Raw genomic sequence first — 20,863 nt, forward strand, 5'->3', positions numbered from 1 at the left:
TTGACACCATCCCGGCGCGGTGTCATAGTCCGTGTATAGACACTGAAGTGTATAGACACAGCGCTCACCTAGGGGGATGTGTGAGAGAGCGTGCCGTTGTCGCCGGAGGCGCCGGCTTTCTGGGTTCCCATCTCTGCGAGCGGCTCCTGACGGACGGATACGAGGTCATCTGCCTGGACGACCTCTCCACGGGGCGGCCGCAGAACGTCGCCCACCTGTCCTCGTTCGGCCCCTTCTCGCTGGTGCGACAGGACATCACCCAGCCCTTCACCATCGACGGTGACGTGCACGCGGTCCTGCACTTCGCGTCACCGGCCAGCCCGGTGGACTACCTCAGACTCCCGCTGAACACCCTGCGCTCCGGATCGGTGGGGACGCTGCACACACTGGAACTGGCGCGCGAGAAGGGCGCTCGTTATCTGCTGGCCTCCACCAGCGAGGTCTACGGAGACCCGCTGGTCCACCCACAGCACGAGGGCTACTGGGGCAACGTGAACCCCATCGGTCCACGCTCGGTCTACGACGAGGCGAAGCGCTTCGCCGAGGCATCCGTCATGGCCTACCACCGCACTTACGGCCTGGACACGGCGATCGTGCGCATCTTCAACACCTACGGCCCGCGCATGCGTGCCCACGACGGCCGGGCCATCCCCACCTTCATCCGGCAGGCGCTGGACGACGAGCCGATCACGGTGACCGGCAGCGGCACCCAGACACGCTCCGTCTGCTACGTGTCCGACCTGGTGGAGGGCGTCGTACGGCTCCTCGACTCCGGTTGCGCGGGGCCCGTCAACCTCGGCAATCCACAGGAGATGACGGTTCTGGAGATCGCCGAACTCGTCCGGCGGATTTGCGGATCCAGCGCTCCCATCACCTACGTGCCCCGTCCCGAGGACGACCCCGAGCAGCGCCGGCCCGACATCTCGCTGGCCGCCGAACTGCTGGGCTGGGCGCCCGAGGTCTCCGTGGAAGAAGGACTCAAGGAGACCGTCGCCTGGTTCAGCGAACAGCACACTCCCGCCTCCGCGTGAAGGGGGCCGTCCGATGACGACCCGTACCCGCAACCACCCGGCCGCCGACCACCGGCCCGGCCCCGCACCCATCACCGTCCCGCTGTCCCGCCCCAGCCTCTCCGCCGTCGAACGGTCCTATGTGCACTCCGCCCTGGACGACGGGTGGATCTCCGGCACCGGGGGCATCGTCACCCGCTTCGAGGACGCCCTGTCCCGGCGGATCGGACGCACCCACACCATCGCCGTGGCCAACGGAACCATGGCCCTCGAACTCGCCCTGCGCGGCCTGGGCATCGGCCCCGGCGACGAGGTCGTCGTACCCGCCTTCACCTTCGCCGCCCCGGCGACCACCGTCCTCGCCGTGGGAGCCGTACCCGTACTGGCCGACGTGGACCCCGACACCTGGACGCTCTCCCTCCACGCGGTCCGCGCCTGTCTCACCCCGCGCACCAGGGCGGTCATCGCCGTCGACGTGCTCGGCCACCCCGCCGACTACGACGGTCTGCGCGATCTGGGCGTTCCGGTGATCCAGGACGCCGCCGAGGCGCACGGCGCCCGCTACCGGGGCAGCCCCGTCGGCGGACAGGCCGACGTGTCCGTCTTCAGCTTTCACGCCAACAAGGCGATCTCCACGGGCGAGGGCGGCAGCGTCAGCACCAACTCGTCCGAACTCGCCGACCATATGCGGCTGTTGGCCAACCACGGCATGAGCCCGCAGCAGCCGTATGTGCACGAGGTGGTGGGCCGCAACTTCCGCATGACCAATCTGACCGCCGCCCTGGGCCTCGGCCAGCTGGACCGCTGGGACGAACTGATCGAGGCCCGCAACGACGTCGCACGCCGCTACCACCAGCGCCTCGACCCCGCGGCGTACGCGCCGCGCCCGGTCGCGCCCTGGGCCACGTACTCCTGCTGGTTGCACACCGTCACCACGTCTCCCGAGCGGCGGCCTGCCGTCCTCGCCCACCTCCGTGCGCGCGGCATCGACGCCCGTGCCGTCTGGCCGCCGCTGCACGAGCAGCCGGTGCTCGCCCGGCCAGGCACCGACTGCCCGGTCGCGCGGGACATCGCGCGGCGTGCCTTCTGGCTGCCCACCTACGCCGGAATGCCCGACACCGACATCGAACTCGTGGCTGCCGCTCTCGCCGAAGCGACGGTCAGGAAGTGAGCGCCACCATGCAGAAGCTGAGCGTCATCGTCCGGTTCCGGAACGAGGCGGTTCACCTGGGGGCCGTGCTGCGGGCCATCCGTGCGCAGCGCTGCTCGGTACCCGTCGAGGTCGTCGCGGTGGACAACGCCTCAACCGACGGCTCCCGGGACATCGCCGAGCCGTACGCCGACACCCTCGTCCAGATCACCGACTACCGGCCGGGCGCGGCCCTCAACCGCTCCATCGAGGCCTGCACCGGCGACCACGTCGTCGTCGTGAGCGCCCACGCCATCCCCTCCGACGAGCGCTGGCTGGAGAACCTGATCCGCCCGCTGCGCAGCCCGGACGTCCTCGGTGTCTACGGCGGGCAGATCTACCCGATCAACGCGAAGTTCCTCGACAAGCGTGACCTGGACATCTTCTCCGACATCCGGCCCCGCACCGAGACGCGCGACTCCGACTTCTGGAACGCCAACTCCGCCTTCAGCCGCAACTCCTGGGAGAAGCAGCCGTTCGACGAGACGGTCATCGAGCTGGAGGACCACCACTGGACCAAGCAGATCCTGCCCGAGGGCAACCGCTGGATCCGTTTCGAGCCCGAGGCCCGCGTCTACCACTACGGCCACGAGACCCGGAACGACCGGCAGTTCCTCCCGCCCGACGGCGGCACCGCCGACGAGCGGATCCGAGAGGCGGTGCGCGTCCTGGAAGACGAGTTCGTGTCCTGGCCGGCCGCCATGTCCGCGGGCATGACACTGGGCAGCCTCTGGCAGGATGCGCGGGTCCGGGACACCGTGCCGCTGCTCGGCCGCTATCTGCTGGAGTACTGGGACTTCGACGTGCGCTGGCGCATGGCCGGAGCCCTCGGCCGACTCGACTACCCGGAGTCGGTTCCGTATCTGGTCCGCGGGCTCGCCGACCCCTCCTTCTACGCTCGTGACGAATGCGCCTGGTCGCTGGCCCGGCTCGGTGCGACCGCCGTGCCGGAACTGGTCGCGGCCGTGGACCGGCCCGGCGCGATCCCGGACGAGTCCCTGCCCTTCGCGGCCCTCGCGCTCGGCCTGTCCGGCACCCCGGAAGGTCGCCGGCGGGCCCTGCGCCTGCTGGAGCGCTGCCTGTCCGACGGCCACCCGGCCACGGCCCGCGACGCCATCTACTTCCTCGGCGAGATCGGCACCGCCACGGGACGCCCCGCCCTGCTGCGGGCGGTCAGGGAGCGGCTCACGCACGAGGACTACGAGACGGCACGCGCCGCCGTCTGGTGCTGGGGCATGCTCGCCGAACACGGCACCGACCGGGAACAGGTCGACGCCGCCGCCGACGATGTCGTCCATGCCTCCCGACAGCACCCCGAGGACGTGGTACGGGCGGAGGCGGTCGCGGCGCTGGGCCGCATGGGCCGCGCCCGCCGCAGCACCCCGGCGCTGGCCGAGGTCGACCGTTGTCTGCGCACCGACGGGGCCGGACGGGTGCGGTACGCGGCGATACAGAGCCTGCGGCTCGCCGCGGCGGCCGGGAACCCCGGTATCGCTGCGGAGGCGGTCGCGCAGCACACGAGCGACGACGACTTCGGCGTGCTCTTCGAACGCGAGCTGGTGCTCGCGGCCTCCCAGGGCAGGACCACCCAGACCACCCACAACAAGGAGTGACGGTCATGCGGGCACTTGTCACCGGCGGAGCCGGGTTCATCGGCTGCAATCTGGCCGCGGCGCTGGTACGCGCCGGCCACGAGGTGGCCGTGGTGGACAACCTCTCCCGCCGCGGAAGTCTGCGCAACCTCCAGGCGCTGATGGAGGACCCGGTTGCCGCCGAACGGGTCAGCTTCCACCCGGTGGACATCCGCGACGCCGACGGGCTGGCCGCGGTGATGGCCGAACACCGCCCCGACGCGGTCGCCCATCTGGCCGCCCAGGTCGCGGTCACCGACTCGGTGACGCACCCGACGGTGGACTTCGACATCAACGCGCGCGGCACCCTCAACGTGCTGGAGGCGGTACGCAGGCACGCCGCCGACGCCCGCGTGCTGTTCACCTCCACCAACAAGGTCTACGGCAGCATGGAGCAGCTGCGCACGGAACGGGCCGGAACCCGGCACGTCCTCCCGGACCACCCCGACGGCATCTCCGAGGACTTCCCGACCCTCGCCGCGACCCCGTACGGCGTCTCCAAACTCACCGCCGACCTGTACGTGCGGGACTACGCGTACACGTACGGGCTGGCCACCACCGTCTTCCGGATGTCGTGCATCTACGGCAAGTGGCAAAACGGCACCGTGGACCAGGGCTGGGTCAGCTGGCTCGTCAAGTCCGCGCTGCTCGGCAATCCGGTCACCATCTACGGCGATGGTCTCCAGGTACGCGACCTGCTCCACGTGGACGACCTCGTCACCGCCATCCTGAGCGTGGTCGCGGACGGGCGCGGCCTCGGCGAGGTTTTCAACATCGGCGGCGGCCCGGAGTTCTCCCTGTCGGTGTGGGCCGAGTTCGGCGCTCTGCTGGCCGAGCTGACCGAGCGCGAGACACCGGCGACCTACGAAGCCCGGCGCACCGGGGACCAGGACGTGTACATCAGCGACATCCGCAAGGCCCGGGAGCTGCTCGCCTGGCAGCCCACCCGGGCGCCCCGCGACGGAATCGCCGAGATGACCGACTGGCTGCGCCTGGAGCACAAGCTCGGGCGATAGCGCCATCCCCCCAGGCCGAAGGGAGCCTTCATGGACGAGGTCGACGTCGTCCTCCTCGCACCGCCGTACTACCGGTTCTGCGGCAGCCACAACAACCGTGCCGCTCCGTCACTGACCTATCTCTCGGCCTTCCTGGAGAAGGCCGGCATCTCGCACGTCGTCTACAACGCCGACCACACGCCCGGCAAGCGGTTCTGGTCGATGAAGTGGATGTTCCAGAACTACCAGCCCTTCGTCGACGCGGTGGACGGCAGGGGGAGTCTCTACGGCGAAGTCGCCGAGATCGTCATGTCGTTCAACCCCAAGTCCGTCGTCATCCTCGGGGGCGAGCCGCTGATCGCCACCAAGGACTGGGGCAACCCGTTCATCGCGGCGCACTACTCCCGGCTGTTCCGCCAGCTCGGCGTGCACACGGTCGGCGTCGGCCACTTCTTCACCCTCGACCGGCAGCGCTTCCAGGACGACTTCGACTGCGTGCTCGGCGGTGAGCCCTCCGAGCAGATCGTCGACATCGTGCGCGAGCGGCGCACCGGCTATGTGGCGCCCCGGCCGATCCCGTTGAACACGGTGCCCAACCTCAGCCGGCTCTACCCGGCCGACCAGCAGACCGACTTCGTCATGACGTCGTTCGGCTGCCGGTTTCCCTGCTCGTTCTGCCTCGTCCAGCAGTTGTACAGCGAACTCGACGAGCGGGTGCGGTTCGTGGACCTCGACACCGCGGTGGCGGATATCGCCCAGCGCTCCGAGCAGGGCGTGTACCTCACCGACCTGACGTTCACGTACGCCCCGCGCAAACGGCTCACGGCCCTGACCGAGGCGCTGCGCGAGGCCGGAGTGCAGAAGTCTTACACGATTGACACCAGAGTCGACATGATCACCCCGCAGATCGCCGACCAGCTCGCCGAACTGGGCGTCGAACGGGTGAAGATCGGCGTCGAGGGCATCACCCGGGACCTGCTGAAGTCTTTCAACAAGCGCACCGACCTGCAGAAGATCGAACGCGCCGTGGAGCTGCTGCGCGAACGCGGCATCAAGGTCGTGACCTATCTGCTCATCGGTGGGGTCACCGAACTCGCGGACTACGAGGCGACACGCGACTACATCGCCAAGCTGCAACCGGAGTTCGTACCCGTGGCCATCTGGGCCTACGACCTGTCCGGCGACTACCGCTACGACACCCAGTTCTCGCCGCTGCGCCTCAAGGAATGGGGCATCGCCGAAGAGGTCTTCTACCGCTACCTCTCGCTCCAGGAACAGGTCAACCCCACCGTCGGCGCGATGCTCGATGTCCTGTGACCCGAGCCCCCGCGCCGCATTCGGCATCCCTTTCCGCACGGCTCCCGGAGGACCTGTCACCTGTGTCAGACATCCGCATACCCTCCTTCGACTACAGCTTCCGTGAGTCGGATGTCCAGTACATCACCGACGAGATCGGCCGACTCTTCCGTGATCACCGCCATCTGACGATGGCTGCGCACGGTGAGGCGCTGGAGGCGGAGTTCGCCGCCCACGCGGGCACCCGGCACGCCGTCTCGGTCGCCAGCGGCACGGCTGCCCTGGAGATCGCGCTGCGCGCGGTCGGTGTGGCAGGTGGTGAAGTGGTGGTGCCCACCAACACCTTCGGCGCCACCGCCGTGTCCGTGCTGCGGGCTGGCGCCGTCCCGGTGTTCGCCGACACGGCGGACGACATGTCGGTGAGCGTGGAGGACGTGGCGGCCAAGCTCGGGCCGCGGGTGCGCGCGGTGGTCACCGTGCACATCGGCGGTCTGGTCTCACCGCACACCGTCGAACTGGCCCGGTTGTGCGAGGAGCGTGGCGTGCCGCTGGTGGAGGACGCGGCCCACGCCGCCGGTGCCTCCTACCGGGGCCGCCGGGCCGGCTCCTTCGGCGTCGCCGCCGCCTTCTCGCTGTTCAGCACCAAGGTCATGACCAGCGGCGAAGGCGGGCTCCTGGTCACCGACGACGAACGGATCCGCGACACCGCCCGGCTGCTGCGCGACCACGCCAAGAACCCCGACGGGACGATGTCCACGACCGGGTACAACTGGCGCCTGACCGAGATGCAGGCGATCGTCGGCCGCACCCAGCTGCGCCGGCTGGACGAGATGATCGAGGGCCGCAACGCGGTCGCTGCGGTGTACGACGAACGGCTGGCCGGCATAGAGGGCGTCCGGCTGCTCACCCCGCCTGCCGACGCGGTCCACAACCGCTACAAGTACATCATCGAGCTGGAGCGGCACCGTCCGCAGGACGTGCAGGACCAGCTGCGCGACAAGTACGGCGTCGCCCTGGGCGGCTACGTCTACCAGACCCCATGCCATCTTCAGGACGCCTTCCGGGACTACGCCACCGGCCCGTTCCCCGGCGCCGACCGGATGTGCCCGTCGCACATCTGCCCCCCGATCTACCCCGACATGCCGCTGAACGACGCCGCTCACGTGGCCGACGCCCTGTACGAGGTGCTCCATGGATGAGATCGTCACGCCCCCCTCACCCCCGGCCGCAAGCGACCGCCCGTCCCGGGAGAAGCTGTTCGGCTGGGTCTACGAGAACAACCAGTGGGGGCGCTCCCCCGACGGCGACCGGTACTACTCCGACTCCCCCTCGGACCTGACCCGCCCCTACCGCGAGTTCGTCTCCTCCTTCATCCGGGAGCATCCCGAGATCCACCGGGTGGTGGATCTGGCCTGCGGCGACCACAAGGTGGCGGCGGAGACGGACCTCGGGGACACGCACTACACCGGTGTGGACATCTACGACCGGCTGATCGAGCACAACCGCCGACGGTACGGAGACGAGCGGCACGAGTTCCTGGTCGCGGACCTCGTCGAGGACGAGTTGCCCCCGGGCGACCTGTGCTTGCTGTCGATGGCCCTCTACCTGATGTCCTTCGACGACGTCCGGGCCGTCCTGGCCAAACTGCGGCGGTACCGCTACGTGCTGATCACCGACGGGCAGGCCGACATCCCGGCCGACCAGCGCCGGAACATCGACAAGCCCACCGGCAAGTACACACCGCGCGACCTGTACGGCAACGGCTTCTATCTGGAGCTGGAGCCATTCAACGTGAGCCTGGACGTGGTGCAGGAGTACCGGATTCCCAGCGGGGAGCTGATCAGGACGGTGCTGCTGGAGCACCCCGAGGCACCGCTGACGGGCCGCTAGGGACTCAGACGAAGAGGGGATCAATGCACATACTTGTCACGGGGGGCGCGGGATATGTGGGTTCCGCGCTGGTGCCAGTCCTGCTCGACCACGGCCACCGGGTGCGGGTACTGGACGACCTGTACGCCGGCGGCCAGGGGCTGCTGCCCTGTGTGTCCCGCCCCGGATTCGAGTTCGTCCGGGGCGACGCGTGCGACGCGGAGACCGTCTCCGCGGCTCTGGAGGGTGTGGACGCAATCGTCCACCTGGCGGCCGTCGTCGGATATCCGGCATGCCTTCGTGAGCCGGAGCGCGCAGTGAACACCAACGTCAACGCCACCAAGCTACTGCTCGGCCTGCGCCGGCCCGACCAGCGACTGGTGTTCGCCTCGACCGGAAGCGTCTACGGCGCGATCCCCTACGAGATCTGCACGGAGACGACGCCCAGCGCACCGCTGAGCCTGTACGGGACGACCAAGCTGGAAGCCGAGCAACTGGTGCTGGAGGCGGGCAACTGCGTCGTCTACCGCTACGCCACGGCGTTCGGGCCCAGCCCCCGGATGCGCTTCGACCTCCTTCCCAACGACTTCGTGAAGCAGGCGGTGCACCACGGCAGGATTACGGTCTACGAGGGAGGCTTCCGCCGCACCTTCATCCATGTCCACGACATGGCCCGATCCATCGCCTTCGCCCTCGACTGCTGGGACGCTCTCGCGGACGACGTCTTCAACATCGGTCACGAGAGCATGAACTGCACCAAGGCGGAGCTCGCCGAGGCCATCGGACGCCTGGTCCCCTTCGAGCTGCGCTTCGAAGAGGTGGGTACCGACGCGGACCGGCGCGACTACGGAGTCTCGTACGAGAAGATCCGCAGCCGCGGCTTCGTCACCCGGCACACCCTGGACAGCGGGCTGGCCGAACTCGTCGCCGCGACACGCCTGATGGCGCCCGCGCCCGTCGCGGCGCGGGGAAAGGGCTGACATGGGCGCCCGGCTGTGCCTCGTGGTTCTGGACCACGGGCCCGACGAGTTCTTCGACGATCTGGTCCGGGGCATCCGGCGGTTCTGCCCGGATGCGGACGTTCACTGGTACGACTCCGGTCCGGTGGACCGACCGGCGACCTCCGCGCCCGCGGACGTTCCGCGGCTGGAGTGCAGTCGCCCCCTGACGTACGCCAAGGTCACCCCGTTCTTCTTCGACATGCTGGAGTGGGCGGCCGACCAGCCCTACGACTACGTCGTCAACGCCGAGTCCGACATGGCGTTCGTCAACGAGGGGTTCGAGGACTTCCTCGCCTCCGCCATGGCCGACCACGACTACCTGGCCCCGCGTTTCGTCCGCGGGATACCGAAGACCTCGCGCTGGCGCCCGTACCGCAGTCTCCGCCCCGAACTGCCGGAACTCTTCGAGATCCTCGGCATCGACCACATGAACGGGGCGTTCAGCCCCGGGCAGGTGTTCACCCCCCGCTACATCCACACGCTGCTCGGCAGCGCCTGCTACCCGCGGCTGCGCGAGTTCGTCGCACGCAACCAGGAGCTGGGCAAGTCCTTCACGCTGCAGGAGGTGCTGCTGCCCACCCTCCCCGATGTGCTGGGGCTGCGCGCCCGCGACTACCCGGCCCATATGACCGCGTACAACCGCTACCGGCCCTACCACGCCGCCTCGTCCGTCGCGAGCGCCCACCGGAGCGGCGATGTTCCCTTCGTCCACCCGGTTCGGCGCGACCCGGGGCATGCGGCCCGGCGGTTCGTCCGTGCCCTGTACGACGCCCCACACACAGGAAGCGATCGACGCCCGTGACCACCCTGCCCCTCGTCACCGTCTTCACCATGACCTACAACCAGCGGGCCAAGATCCTCGCACTGGCGGACGACCTCGCCGCCCAGGACTGGCCGGCGGACCGGCTGGAGTTCACCGTGCTCGACGACGGCGGGACGGACGGCACCGCCGACGCGCTGGAGGAGGCCGCAGGCAAGCTGCCCTACCGGGTGCGGGTGCTGCGCCGCGACCATGAGGCCGACTACCTCAGCGCCCGGCGCTGGAACGAATGCATCGCCGCCTCCGACCCCCGCACCTCCCTCTTCGTCCAGGTGGACGATGTTCGGCTGCGCCCGGACTTCATACGCCGGCACGCCGCCTGGCACGCCGAGCCTGGGCTGACGCTCGTGACGGGTGCCAAGTTCGAAGGGGACGAGCCCACTTGGGAGTTGAGCGCGTGCCGCCGCGCCCATCTGGCCGGCCCCGGCGGCGAGGCCCGCCGGACCGATCTGTGGACCGCCTTCTGGGGTGCCAGCCTCAGCTACACCCGAGAGCTGGTGTCGGCGCTGAGCACCGACGACCACGACCGGCCCTTCGACTCCCGCATGACCGGCTGGGGCTTTCACGAGGTGGAGTTCGCCTGCCGTGCCGCACGGGCCGGCGCGCGCCTCGTCTACGACCCCGCGGTCGGCGTCTTCCACCAGAACCACACACCGGTCAACGACCAGGGCCGCGGCATCGACCACGCACGCCGAAAAGCGGACGGAGCGCAGAAGAACGAAGAGTACGTCCTCGCCAAGCACGGGCTCGACGCCCTTCCCCGGTGGTGACCGCGTGACTGTCGCCATCCTCTCCGACTCGCCCACGCTTACCAGCGGCTTCGGCCGTACCACCGGGCACATCGCGGGTGCCCTGGCCCGGGCGGGTCACGCGGTGGCCTGCTTCGGGATCAAGGCCCGCCCCGATGACCTCCGTGCCGGACTGCCCTACTCGGTCTGGCCCGCCGAGCAGGGCGGGCACTGGACCGACACCCTGCCCGAGTTCTTCGCCTCCATTCACCCGGACGTACTGCTGCTCAACATGGACGCCTACAACGCCCTGGAATGCGTGGAGGTGTGCACACGGGCGGGCTGGCACGGCCCCACCGTCAGCTACGTCTGCTTCGACGGACTGCCGGTGAGCCCCACCCATCTGGACGCGCAGCGCTCCTGTGCCGCGGTGTGGGCCACGTCTCGCGAGGGCGCCGCCTATCTGGAGAGCGAGGGCATCGCCGTGGCCGGCTACGCGCCGCCGGGCGTCGATCCCGAGGAGTTCCGGCCGTCGGCGGACCGCGAGGCGCTGCGCGTGCACGCGGGACTGACGGACGCGTCGGTGGTGGGCGTGTTCGCCACCAACACCGAACGGAAGCAGGTGGCCCGCGCGGTCGCGGGCTTCGCCGAAGCGGTCCGGCGGCTGCCCGGCCGCGATCTGCGGCTGTATCTGCACTGCCGGCCGCGCGGCCACTGGAATCTGCGGGAACTGGCCGCCCTGCACGGGGTGGGCGACCGCCTGCTGTTCCCCTCGGCCGGGGACTTCGAGGAGCAGCGCGGAGTGCTCACCGCAGGTACCGCGGCGCACTCCGGCACGGCAGGCACCGAGGGCACCACCGGGCTGCCGTATCTGCCGGCGGACTTCTCGTACGTGGACCGGATCAACGTCTGCGACGTCCTGCTGAACGTGCCACACAGCGGTGACGTGGAACAGGTGATCCTGGAGGGCCAGGCGTGCGGGGTTCCCCTGCTGCACACGGATGACGAGGCCATCATGAGCGACGCCGTCGGCACCGGAGGCATCCTGCTGCCCGCCGCCGACGTGGGCACCGGCCGGATCGGCCAGCGGCTGCACCATGTGTCTCCGCACGTCATCGGCGTGGCGCTGGCCGAACTGATCGACGACCCGATGCGCAGGGCCGCACTGCGCACCGCGGGACTCGCCAACGCGGCCTCCTACCCGTGGAGTGCTTTGGAGAACGCCGCGCTGTCCATGGTCGCTCCGTACGCCTCCCCCCGCGAGGGCAACCACCGAGAGCTCAGGAGCGCCTGATGAGACTGCACCACCTCGGAGAGATCGACTCCACCGCCACCACGGCGCTCCTCACCGGCGACCCGGACCGGGTGCCGCGGCTCGCCGCGCACCTGGGCAAGGTGACCGGCCGGTGGGAGCGGCGCGGTTACGTCGTGGCCGAGACCGAGTTCGAGGGATGCCCCCTCCTGGTCGCCTCGACCGGCATCGGCGGCCCGAGTACCGCCATCGCCGTCGAGGAACTGGCCCAGCTGGGCGTCACCCGCTTCGTGCGGGTCGGCACCTGCGGCTCCATTCAGCGTCATATCAACGCCGGCCATGTGGTGATCGCCACCGGCTGTGTCCGGGACGAGGGCACCAGCCATCAGTACCTGCCCGCGGAGTACCCCGCCGTGCCGGACTTCGGTCTGCTCAGGGCGATCGTCGGTGCCGCTGAGGAGGACGGTTTCACTCATTTCGTGGGCCCGACCCACTGCAAGGACGCCTACTACGCGGAGAAGCCGGAGGGCTTCCCGCTCGCCGAGCACTGGCGGGCCCGCTGGGCCGGGCTGCGCGCGGCCCGGGTCCTCGCCACCGAGATGGAGGCGGCCCCGCTCTTCGCGCTGGCCACGGTGCGGTCCCTGCGGGCGGCCGCGCTGTTCGTCTGCACCGACGACACCCTCGGCCCCGAGGAGACCTTCGCGGCCCTCGGTGCGGCCGCCGTCGCCGCCGCCCGCGGCGCTTTCTCGCTGGACAACGAGCAGGGGGAGGAACATCCGTGATTGTGCTGGGACTCATCGGCCGGTCCGACCGTACGTGGTCGCACGACGCCGCCGCGTGTCTGGTGGTGGACGGCGTGATGGTGGGCGCGCTGGAGCAGGAGCGCATCAGCGGCCGCCGCCATGCCATGGGCGAGTCGGCCGACGACGCCGCCCTGGCCCTGCTGACCGCCCACGGCCTGACCCCTGCCGACGTGGACGCCGTCGGCTATGCCTGGGGCGCTCCTGCGGAGGAGGACATACGGCGGCTGGGGTCACCGCTGCCCGGAGACGTCGCCGTGTCCCCGGACCACATTGCGGGAGTGCTTCCCTCGCTGGGGGACCGGCTGCGCTCGCGGGAGGTGATGTTCTTCGACCACCATCTGTGCCACGCCGCGCAGACGTACTACATGAATCCGCATGCCACCGCGGACGTGCTGGTCCTGGACGGTTCCGGCGGCGACTGCTCGACCTCGCTCTTCCATGTGCGGGACGGCGACTTCCGGCTGCTGGAGAGGCACGCGGCCAAGCACTCGCTGGGGATCCTCTACGAGGCGGCCGCCTACTACGCCAACATGGGCTGGAACGCCGCGGGGAAGCTGATGGGCCTGGCCTCCTACGCCGCCCCCAGCGGACGGCGGCTGATGACCTTCGACTCGGCCACCGGTGCGTTCGGCTTCGAGCCCGGAAGCCCCATGCCGGCCCGGCTGACCTCGGAGGACGGTGACGAGATCGCGAAGGCCTGGCTGGGCATGTTCGAGGAGCAGGTCTTCCCCTACTCCGGGCGCTCCGGCAACGTCTTCGACTACGCGGGCTTCGCCGCCGACGTCCAGCTCACGCTGGAGGAGCTCGGCCTGTCCCTGGCCGAACGGCTGCACCGCCTCTCGGGCGCGGACCAGTTGCTGTTGTCCGGGGGCGTGGCGCTCAACGCCCACATGAACCGGCGGATCGCCGAGGCGGGCTGGTACCGGGGCGTCGCCGGGACGGTCGCCCCGCACGACGGCGGCACCGCGGTGGGCGCCGCGATGCTGACCGCGGCCACCCTCGGCGAACCGGTCCGGCCGTGGTCCACGGAGGCCGGTCTGCCGGTCATGCTGGGGCCCGCGCCGGGTCCACTCCCGGCGGGGCTGGTCGCGGACCTGGGGGCGGCCGCGGTGCGGACCGAACCGGACAAGGTCCGGTCCGAGGCGGTGGACGTGCTGGCCCGCGGTGGTGTGGTCGCGTGGTTCGACGGCCCGGCCGAGTTCGGGCCGCGCGCGCTCGGCGCCCGCAGTCTGCTGGCCGACCCGAGCCGCCGCGAGACCCTGGACCGGATCAACCGGATCAAGGGGCGGGCCCCCTGGCGGCCGGCGGCGCTCTCGATGACCGCCGAGGGATTCACAGGGCTGGGCCTCGCCGAGCCCCTGCCGGGGCTGAGCGAGTACATGCTCTGTGCCCACCCCGTGGCAGAGCGGGGACGGCGGGCGGCCGCGGCGGGCGTGCACGTCGACGGCACGACCCGGGCGCAGCTCGTGCCGTCGGGCACCTCATTCGGCCTGCTGCTGGACGAGTTCGGGGCGACGACGGGTGCGGCCCCGGCACTGATCAACACCTCGCTGAACACCCGCGGCGAGCCCATGGTGCTCTACGCGGACCAGGCCGTCGCACTCATGAAGGAGTGCCCGGAGGTCGATCTGCTGGTCACACCGGAGTACCTCGTCCGACGGTGACCATCCGACAGTGAACAGGAGCGTGCCGTCCGTGCCCTCCGGGCCACGGACGGCGCGGCGCCATCGAGGTCGGGTACTCTCGTTGAGTGCGCTATTTCATCCAGTATCCGGCCGGAACCAGTGACCTGATCGCCGACGCCCTTTCGAATTTCGTCGACGATTTCAGCGTGCATTACCGCGATGACAGCGCCATGGTTTTCGACTCGACGTCGAGCCCCGAGCAAGTGGCCCGGATTCCCTTTGCCAAGAACGCGTTCGTGGTTCTCACCACGACGCCCCGCAAGAGCATCGACCAGAGCGCTCGCCAGTTCTCCGGAATTCTCCGCCGCCAGCACTTTCCCGCGCTTCCGGGACGCACTCCCGGATTTCGCCTCATGGCGCACATCGACGGCGAACTCTCCTCTCTCGACCCGGGGGCGCGAAAGGACCTGGAGAAGGCCGTGTCCGCGAGCACCGGCCGTCATGTGGAACCCCGGGGAAAGTGCGAGGAGTACTGGCTCATCGGCCGTCTTGACCTGGACGAACTGATGTTCTGCGCCCGGCTGCCGAAGCCCGCGCGAACGAAGAAGGGCCGCGGCGCCGTTTCCCATGAGTTGTCCTCGATGCTGGTTCTCGCCTCCCGGCCGGGCGCCCGCGACGTCTATCTCGATCCCTTCGCGGGCAGTGGCTCCTTCGTACTGAGCAGAATGGACCTGCCGGCCCGCGAGATCATCTATTCCGACACGGACCTGGAATCCCATCGGGAGAATTTCCCGGACGAACTGGCGCAGGACAAGCGGGTACGTCTTCTCTCCGAGGACGCCCTGACCCTTCCGTCCATTTCCGACGGATCGGTCGACGTCATCGTCACGGACCCGCCGTGGGGCGAGTACGAGGAACTCCCCCTGCCGTACGAGGAATTCACACGCGCCGTTTCCGACTCCTTCGCCCGGGTGCTCGACCCGGAGACCGGACGCTTCGTCCTGCTGTGCGCTCGCCGCGGCGCCCCCACGTACCGCACGAGCCTGGAGTCCGCGGGCCTGGCCGTGGACGCGACGCACGAGATCCTCGTCAACGGCCACCCGGCCACGGTCTTCGTGGGCGGACGCCCCTCCGCCACCGAGACGGGCGGCGACCGGGACGACGACCACCGCACGGCGCCGCCCCAGGGGCCGCTGCTCGTGGGCATGAGTACCTACCGCCGCGCGATGAGCCGCTTCTCGCAGTAGGGCCCCGACCCGCGAAAGCGGCGGCGCCACACGGAGGGGCGGCTGCCGCCTTCACTTCTCCTTCAACTCCCCTGCGAATCTCCCGGGTTCACCCCATGCCGGGCACCCATGAGTCTGTGTCTATACGGCTGGCCTGGTAGTACAGTGGCGTATATACAGCAATCGGGGGAGCCTGCGTGCCGTCCCCGGGTCCGGGATCCGGGATGGTGGCAGCGGAAGGGGAACCGTGGCAGTGCCACCGCAGGGTGATGCTCCGCAAGGGGGTCGGCGGGCGCCGGCCCTGACGGAGGACATGCTCATCCAGCACAGCGGCCGCACCGGCGGGCGGTCGCGCAATCCGTTCCGGCGCAAGAAGGCCGCCGAGCCGGCTCCGCCCGGTCCGTGGCCCACGGCACGCACGGAGCGGCAAGGTCAGTCACCGAACGGTCGCTTGACCGACCATCAGTCGGGTGGGGTCGCATCCTCGTACGCCGTCGAGCAGGAGACCGGCGGCAAGAAGACGGGGAAGGGGGCCGACGCGCCCACGGGCAACGGCTGGTTCCACAACCCCTTCGCCAAGCCGAAGACCAGCTCCGCAGCCGCCGATCACTCCAACGTCTCCTCGGCCCAGATGTGGGCGGGACCGCGCCGCGGCATCCTGATCCGCCGTCTGCTGGGCGCCTTCGCCGTACTGCTGCTGCTGTTCCTGTTCGTCAAGGTCAACGGCAAGGCCAGCAAGGCTGAGGTACGGGCCGAGGTGGACGCGCGCGTCAAGTCGTCCTCCAAGTCCTTCCCCCGCGGCGCCGCCGTGCTGTGGGCGGCGCCGCTGGTGAAGCTCTTCGCCACGTACGACCCTGCTCACGCCGACGACCGCTCCCGCGCCCTGCAGCCGTACGCCGTGGGCAGCCTGGACGCCCAGCTCGGCTGGAACGGTCAGGGCTCGCAGTCGGTCATCGACCTGGTCATGAGCGACGACGTCGAGGTGACCGGCGAGAACGCGGGCGTCGTACGGGCCACCGTGCAGGTGCAGGACGGCTCCTGGCGCTGTGTGGCCGTGCCCGTGTACACCGTGCGGCGCGGCGGCTCGACCGCGTTCGGGCTGACCGCCGCCCCGGTCTATGTGCCGTGCGCCGGCCTGACCACTCCTCCGCGTGCGGACGCGCAGAACAAGTCGAACGACTCCGAGCTGGCCCAGACCTTCAAGAGCGACCTGCTGCCGCCGTTCCTGGCCGCGTGGGCGCAGAGCGACACCGACAACCTGAACCGGTTCCTGCTGCCCGGGACCGTCTCGTTCGGGCTGGGCGGCGCCTACACCGGCGCGGGCGACGGCGGGCGCCCGAGGGTCGACAGCGTCTACGTCCCGCAGGTGGCCAAGGGCGAGGACCCGACGCACCGCACGGTCACCTTCACCACGACCCTGCTGAGCACCGACGGCAAGGCGGCGCAGACGTCGACGTACCGGGTCGCCGTGGTGAAGAAGAACGGCCAGTGGTACTTCGCCTCGGACCCGACCCCCGCCGTGGGCTCGGTCGGCGGCGACCAACTCCCGGACGTACAGCCCTCCGAGGGGAGCGGCGGCATGTATTCGCACAGTCCCGCTCCCTACCCCCGTGCAACAACATCGACAGGCGTGCAACAGCCGTCGCCCGCTGCATCCGCCACCCGGTGAGCACCGTCTATACATAGTGATGTGATCGCGCACCGGCGGTCCCAACGGGGGAAATCCGGCTGCCGCACCTTGCTTGTGTATATACACTCAGCTCCGCGCGAACGTAGCTCCATGCGCGCCCAGCAGAAGAGGAACAGGAACCCACATGTTCAGCCACGCGCTCCAGGCTCTGCCGCCTCAGACGCACATCTACCTCGCGGACGCCAACCAGATCACCACCAAGACCAGCGGCATCGGCAAGGCCATCCTCGCGGCCACCGTCGTCTTCGCCGTCGTCGCCGCCTTCTTCACCGAGGCGCAGCGCAAGTGGATGGTCGTCGTGACGATCCTGCTGATCGGCAGCTTCACCTTCATGATCGTCGACAGCCCGACCGCCCTGCTCCAGTCGGGCGGCAACTTCATCAAGACCAACCTCTGGGACCCGATCCTGAGCTCGTGACGTCGCGGTTCCCTGAGGAGTGACCAGCAGGAGGGGTGGGGGAGTTGAGCGACGAAGAGACCGTCACACTGCGGGACTACACCGAGGCGTTCAAGGTCAAGAAGGCGCTTCGCAAGGTCGGCAAGGCGAACATCCCGCTGAAGGAGGGTCTGTTCGTCGACGACATCAAGATCTTCGCCCTCTCCCTCTTCCTGTGGGTCATGACGTACAACATGATCCTCGCTCCGCCGATCAAGGTCGTCGCCCATCTCTTCGGTGCGAGCGCTCCCGTCGGCTTCCCCTATCTGTTCGTCCTGTTCGTACCGCCGGTCCTCGCGGTGGCCCTCTCCCGCCGCCCGGTCCGCCACAACCTCGGCATCTTCGGCCTGGTCCGGGCGGTGGTGCGGGACTGGATGGACGACCCCGTGCACCGCAAGGGGGTGCCGGTCCGCAAGGGGCACGGTCCGGCGTCGTACCGCATCGTCCTGTGGCGGGCCCGGCCGGACCTGCTCCCCGGGCTGGCGCCGAAGACGCCCCTGCCCAACGGATTCGCGACCGTTCGGCCCTCAAAGAACCGGAAGGCGTGACACGTGAAGAACGTCGTCTCCCGTCTCGTCCCGGACGGTTACCAGGCACCGTCCCGCATCGGCTACCGCTACCTCGACGACGCGATCCTGCTGGACGCCGAAGGTGCGTACACGCTGGTGAGCGTGCCGACCAGGAGCTGGGAGCTGATGAGCCCGCTCGACAAGCGGGCCGGGCTCGCCCAGGTGTACGCCGGACTGTCGGGGCTGCCCCGCGGTGTGGCCCAGCAGACCCGGCTGATCACCACCGAGTTCCCGTTCAACGCCGACATGTGGGCCGAGCGGCTGGACGAGCGGACGCAGAAGCACGGCATCCCCGCGCCCGGCTGGTCCACGCTCCTCGGCGACACCCGCGACCGCATCAACGACGCCGTCTGGCCGATCAAACGCGTCTACCTGGTGGTCCGCCTGGGCGACCGCGCCTCGTACAACGGCGCCTGGGGACGGATCCAGCGCATGTGGGATCAGGTCAGGAAGCCTCTCGACCTGGAGGACGAGATGCCGCCCCTCGACGAGATCGAGGTGTGGCACGACATGGCCGGCGACATCCGCAACACCCTGGCCGGGTCCCCGCTGCGCTGCCAGCCGGTGGGCCGCCAGGAGGCGGAGATGCTTCTGCTCCACCTCACCCACCCGGGCCTGCCCGCCCCCGACCCGTCCGCGGTGCCGCCGCAGCGCTACGGCCCGGGCGAGCTGCAGGCGCTGTGCGGCGGGGAGCTGACCCGGGAGCAGCTCGGGCGCATCGGCAAGTACGACTACAAGTGCCTGCGCCACGAGACGGTGACCGGGACGTCGTACCAGATCTGGTTCGCCTTCTCGCTCGGCCCGGAGGAGATCAACTTCCCCGGCACCCTGTGGCTGCACCGCTCGGACGCGCTGCCCTTCCCCGTGGTGCAGTCGATCGGCTTCGAGATCCAGGAGCTGGCCGACACCCGCAAGGACGCGGACAAGGCGCTGCGCAACGTCGAGGAGCAGTTCTTCAACGACAAGGAAGCGGGCGTCTCGACCGATCTGACGTACCACCAGAAGCGTGAGCTCGCCACGCAGATGAAGTACCTGGTGGACCATCACCGCACGCCCTTCGTCCGGATGCGGGCCCTGTTCGGGGTCTCGGCCTCCGACAAGGACCAACTGCGCGAGAACGCCCGTGACTTCGTCCGCGCCATGCGCGAGGCCGGGTACACGGTGGACGCGCCGCCCACCCACCAGAAGTTCTTCTTCTACGAGTCCCTGCCCGGCGGCCGCCCGCTCGACACCGACTACATCCGGCGCGTCCCGCTGGACTACCTCGCCTCCGGGATGCCGCACATCTCACCCTCGGTGGGTGACGGCGAGGGCCTCTACCAGGGCTACACGATCGGAGCGGGCGGTCTGCCCGCCGAGCCGGTCTTCGTCGACCACATGCTCTACGCCACCCAGTCGCAGCTCGCCCCGACCGAGGGCGTGCCCGGCGACCCGGGCGGCGGCAAGACCGTCAGCCGCGGGCTCAAGCCGGTCTGGGAGGACGCGCTGCGCGGCATCACCCAGGTGGTGTGGGACCCGAAGGGCGACTACCTGGTCCTCAAGAAGTACGCCAGCGACCTGGGCCTCAACCCCGACAAGATCATCTGTGTCAACGTCTACGACGCCGAGCCGGGCATGCTCGACCCGGCCGCGCAGGCGGAGACCCCCGAGGACGCCGCGCAGCTGATGCGCGAGACGCTGCTGCGACTGGTGCCCGACCTGCTCGCGGGCCAGAACGGCAGCGACTTCGGCGACGTCATCCGGCAGGCGGTGGGCGCGGCCATCTCGGAAGGCCACGGCTCGACCTACCTGATGCGGGTGGTGGAGATCCTGGAGGCCTGGGAGAAGCTGCCGCCCTCACCCGGCAACATCAACCAGGAGCGCTGCCGACAGTTCTCCGGCCCGCCCGGGCGCCGCTACCGCGAGGTGTCCCGGACCAAGCTCGGCCAGCTGGTCTTCGGCCGGGCGCCGCAGCCGTTCCGTATCCCCGTCGGCTACACGGTGATCTTCTGCACCCTGGGCCTGCAGATGCCGGACCCGGGCAAGCCGCCGGAGATGATGTCGGAGCGCGAGCTGCTGTCGGACGTGATCTCCGGTCTGATGGCGGACAACACGTGGAACATCATGGCCACCCTCGACCCGGCCATCCCCAAGGCGATCACCTGGGACGAGTGGCACACCAGCAAGGACAACCCGCGCGCCCGCACCCTCGTGGACCGCATCAAGCGCCTGGGCCGCTCCCGCAACACCTTCCTGCGGCTCATCTCGCAGTCGGCCGGCGACTTCGACTCCAGCTTCGTCACCGGTGTCTGGGCCTTCGGAACGACGTCAAAGGACGAGGCCGCGAAGACGTGCGAGTTCCTCGGCGTCGAGCCGAACGGCGCGAACGTCGGCACCATCCTGTCGCTCAGCGGCAGCGGCAAGGGCGTCTGCGTCCTCAAGGACCGCACGGGCAAACTCGCCCGGGTGAAGGTGGAGTTCATCCATGACTTCGTGCTCGAGATCTTCGACACCAACCCCGAGAAGGACCCCGAGAAGATGACCCGCATCATCGCCGAGATCTTCGGCGAGGAGGCGGCGGGGGCGCGGCGGGAGATCGAGGCGAAGCGGGACGGCGCGAAGCAGGAGGCGGACAGCGGCCAGGAGAGCGAGGACGACGATCCGGTGCCGCCGGAGGCGTTGCTCAGGGTGTGAGGGGCGGTCGCCCCGCGGGGTGCGGGACGACCGGCCGGTGCGTCGGGGTT

Annotated in this window: 18 protein-coding genes; all 18 read left to right on the forward strand. The window is 69.6% G+C overall.

Going from position 1 to position 20,863, the window contains the following annotated elements:
- Positions 1–80: 80 nt before the first annotated feature.
- Positions 81–1,031, forward strand: a complete 951-nt coding sequence (locus ASC56_RS28475) for a UDP-glucuronic acid decarboxylase family protein (protein WP_055494449.1) — start codon at positions 81–83, stop codon at positions 1,029–1,031.
- A 13-nt stretch (positions 1,032–1,044) separates the two neighbouring features.
- Positions 1,045–2,181, forward strand: coding sequence for a DegT/DnrJ/EryC1/StrS aminotransferase family protein (locus tag ASC56_RS28480; protein WP_055494450.1), 1,137 nt, complete (start codon positions 1,045–1,047; stop codon positions 2,179–2,181).
- Positions 2,178–3,812, forward strand: a complete 1,635-nt coding sequence (locus ASC56_RS28485; protein WP_055494451.1) for a HEAT repeat domain-containing protein — start codon at positions 2,178–2,180, stop codon at positions 3,810–3,812. The genes ASC56_RS28480 and ASC56_RS28485 overlap by 4 nt, the downstream gene beginning before the upstream one ends.
- A 5-nt stretch (positions 3,813–3,817) precedes the next feature.
- Positions 3,818–4,846 carry a GDP-mannose 4,6-dehydratase gene (locus ASC56_RS28490; RefSeq protein ID WP_055494452.1) on the forward strand — a complete coding sequence of 343 codons (1,029 nt, stop codon included), beginning with the start codon at positions 3,818–3,820 and terminating at the stop codon, positions 4,844–4,846.
- Positions 4,847–4,876: 30 nt separating this feature from the next.
- Positions 4,877–6,142, forward strand: coding sequence for a radical SAM protein (locus ASC56_RS28495; RefSeq protein WP_055494453.1), 1,266 nt, complete (start codon positions 4,877–4,879; stop codon positions 6,140–6,142).
- Positions 6,143–6,204: 62 nt separating this feature from the next.
- Complete coding sequence (locus tag ASC56_RS28500) at positions 6,205–7,320, forward strand: DegT/DnrJ/EryC1/StrS aminotransferase family protein (RefSeq protein WP_055494454.1); 1,116 nt, start codon at positions 6,205–6,207, stop codon at positions 7,318–7,320.
- Complete coding sequence (locus tag ASC56_RS28505) at positions 7,313–8,011, forward strand: class I SAM-dependent methyltransferase (protein WP_055494455.1); 699 nt, start codon at positions 7,313–7,315, stop codon at positions 8,009–8,011. The genes ASC56_RS28500 and ASC56_RS28505 overlap by 8 nt, the downstream gene beginning before the upstream one ends.
- 23 nt (positions 8,012–8,034) lie before the next feature.
- Positions 8,035–8,970 (forward strand): NAD(P)-dependent oxidoreductase, encoded by a 936-nt coding sequence (locus ASC56_RS28510; protein ID WP_055494456.1) that lies wholly within the window; start codon positions 8,035–8,037, stop codon positions 8,968–8,970.
- Between the two features lies 1 nt (position 8,971).
- Positions 8,972–9,793 carry a hypothetical protein gene (locus tag ASC56_RS28515; protein WP_055494457.1) on the forward strand — a complete coding sequence of 274 codons (822 nt, stop codon included), beginning with the start codon at positions 8,972–8,974 and terminating at the stop codon, positions 9,791–9,793.
- On the forward strand, positions 9,790–10,581 hold the full coding sequence (locus ASC56_RS28520; protein WP_055494458.1) for a glycosyltransferase family 2 protein: 792 nt from the start codon (positions 9,790–9,792) through the stop codon (positions 10,579–10,581). Before ASC56_RS28515 ends, ASC56_RS28520 begins: the two co-directional genes overlap by 4 nt.
- 4 nt (positions 10,582–10,585) lie before the next feature.
- A complete protein-coding gene (locus ASC56_RS28525) occupies positions 10,586–11,833 on the forward strand; it encodes a hypothetical protein (RefSeq protein ID WP_055494459.1) in 1,248 nt (415 codons plus the stop codon).
- Positions 11,833–12,573 (forward strand): nucleoside phosphorylase, encoded by a 741-nt coding sequence (locus tag ASC56_RS28530; protein ID WP_055494460.1) that lies wholly within the window; start codon positions 11,833–11,835, stop codon positions 12,571–12,573. Before ASC56_RS28525 ends, ASC56_RS28530 begins: the two co-directional genes overlap by 1 nt.
- Positions 12,570–14,258 carry a carbamoyltransferase C-terminal domain-containing protein gene (locus ASC56_RS28535; protein ID WP_159039710.1) on the forward strand — a complete coding sequence of 563 codons (1,689 nt, stop codon included), beginning with the start codon at positions 12,570–12,572 and terminating at the stop codon, positions 14,256–14,258. Before ASC56_RS28530 ends, ASC56_RS28535 begins: the two co-directional genes overlap by 4 nt.
- Before the next feature lie 86 nt (positions 14,259–14,344).
- Positions 14,345–15,466: a TRM11 family methyltransferase gene (locus ASC56_RS28540; protein WP_055494462.1), complete on the forward strand. Its 1,122-nt coding sequence runs from the start codon at positions 14,345–14,347 to the stop codon at positions 15,464–15,466.
- Positions 15,467–15,896: 430 nt separating this feature from the next.
- A complete protein-coding gene (locus ASC56_RS28545; protein ID WP_159039711.1) occupies positions 15,897–17,114 on the forward strand; it encodes a conjugal transfer protein in 1,218 nt (405 codons plus the stop codon).
- 145 nt (positions 17,115–17,259) lie between these two features.
- Positions 17,260–17,553, forward strand: coding sequence for a TcpD family membrane protein (locus ASC56_RS28550; RefSeq protein WP_055494464.1), 294 nt, complete (start codon positions 17,260–17,262; stop codon positions 17,551–17,553).
- A gap of 44 nt (positions 17,554–17,597) precedes the next feature.
- Positions 17,598–18,119 carry a hypothetical protein gene (locus ASC56_RS28555; protein ID WP_055494465.1) on the forward strand — a complete coding sequence of 174 codons (522 nt, stop codon included), beginning with the start codon at positions 17,598–17,600 and terminating at the stop codon, positions 18,117–18,119.
- A 3-nt stretch (positions 18,120–18,122) separates the two neighbouring features.
- Positions 18,123–20,813, forward strand: a complete 2,691-nt coding sequence (locus ASC56_RS28560; protein ID WP_055494466.1) for an ATP-binding protein — start codon at positions 18,123–18,125, stop codon at positions 20,811–20,813.
- Positions 20,814–20,863 lie beyond the last annotated feature (50 nt).

The sequence above is a fragment of the Streptomyces sp. TP-A0356 genome, assembly GCF_001417775.1.
Taxonomy (GTDB): Bacteria; Actinomycetota; Actinomycetes; order Streptomycetales; family Streptomycetaceae; genus Streptomyces.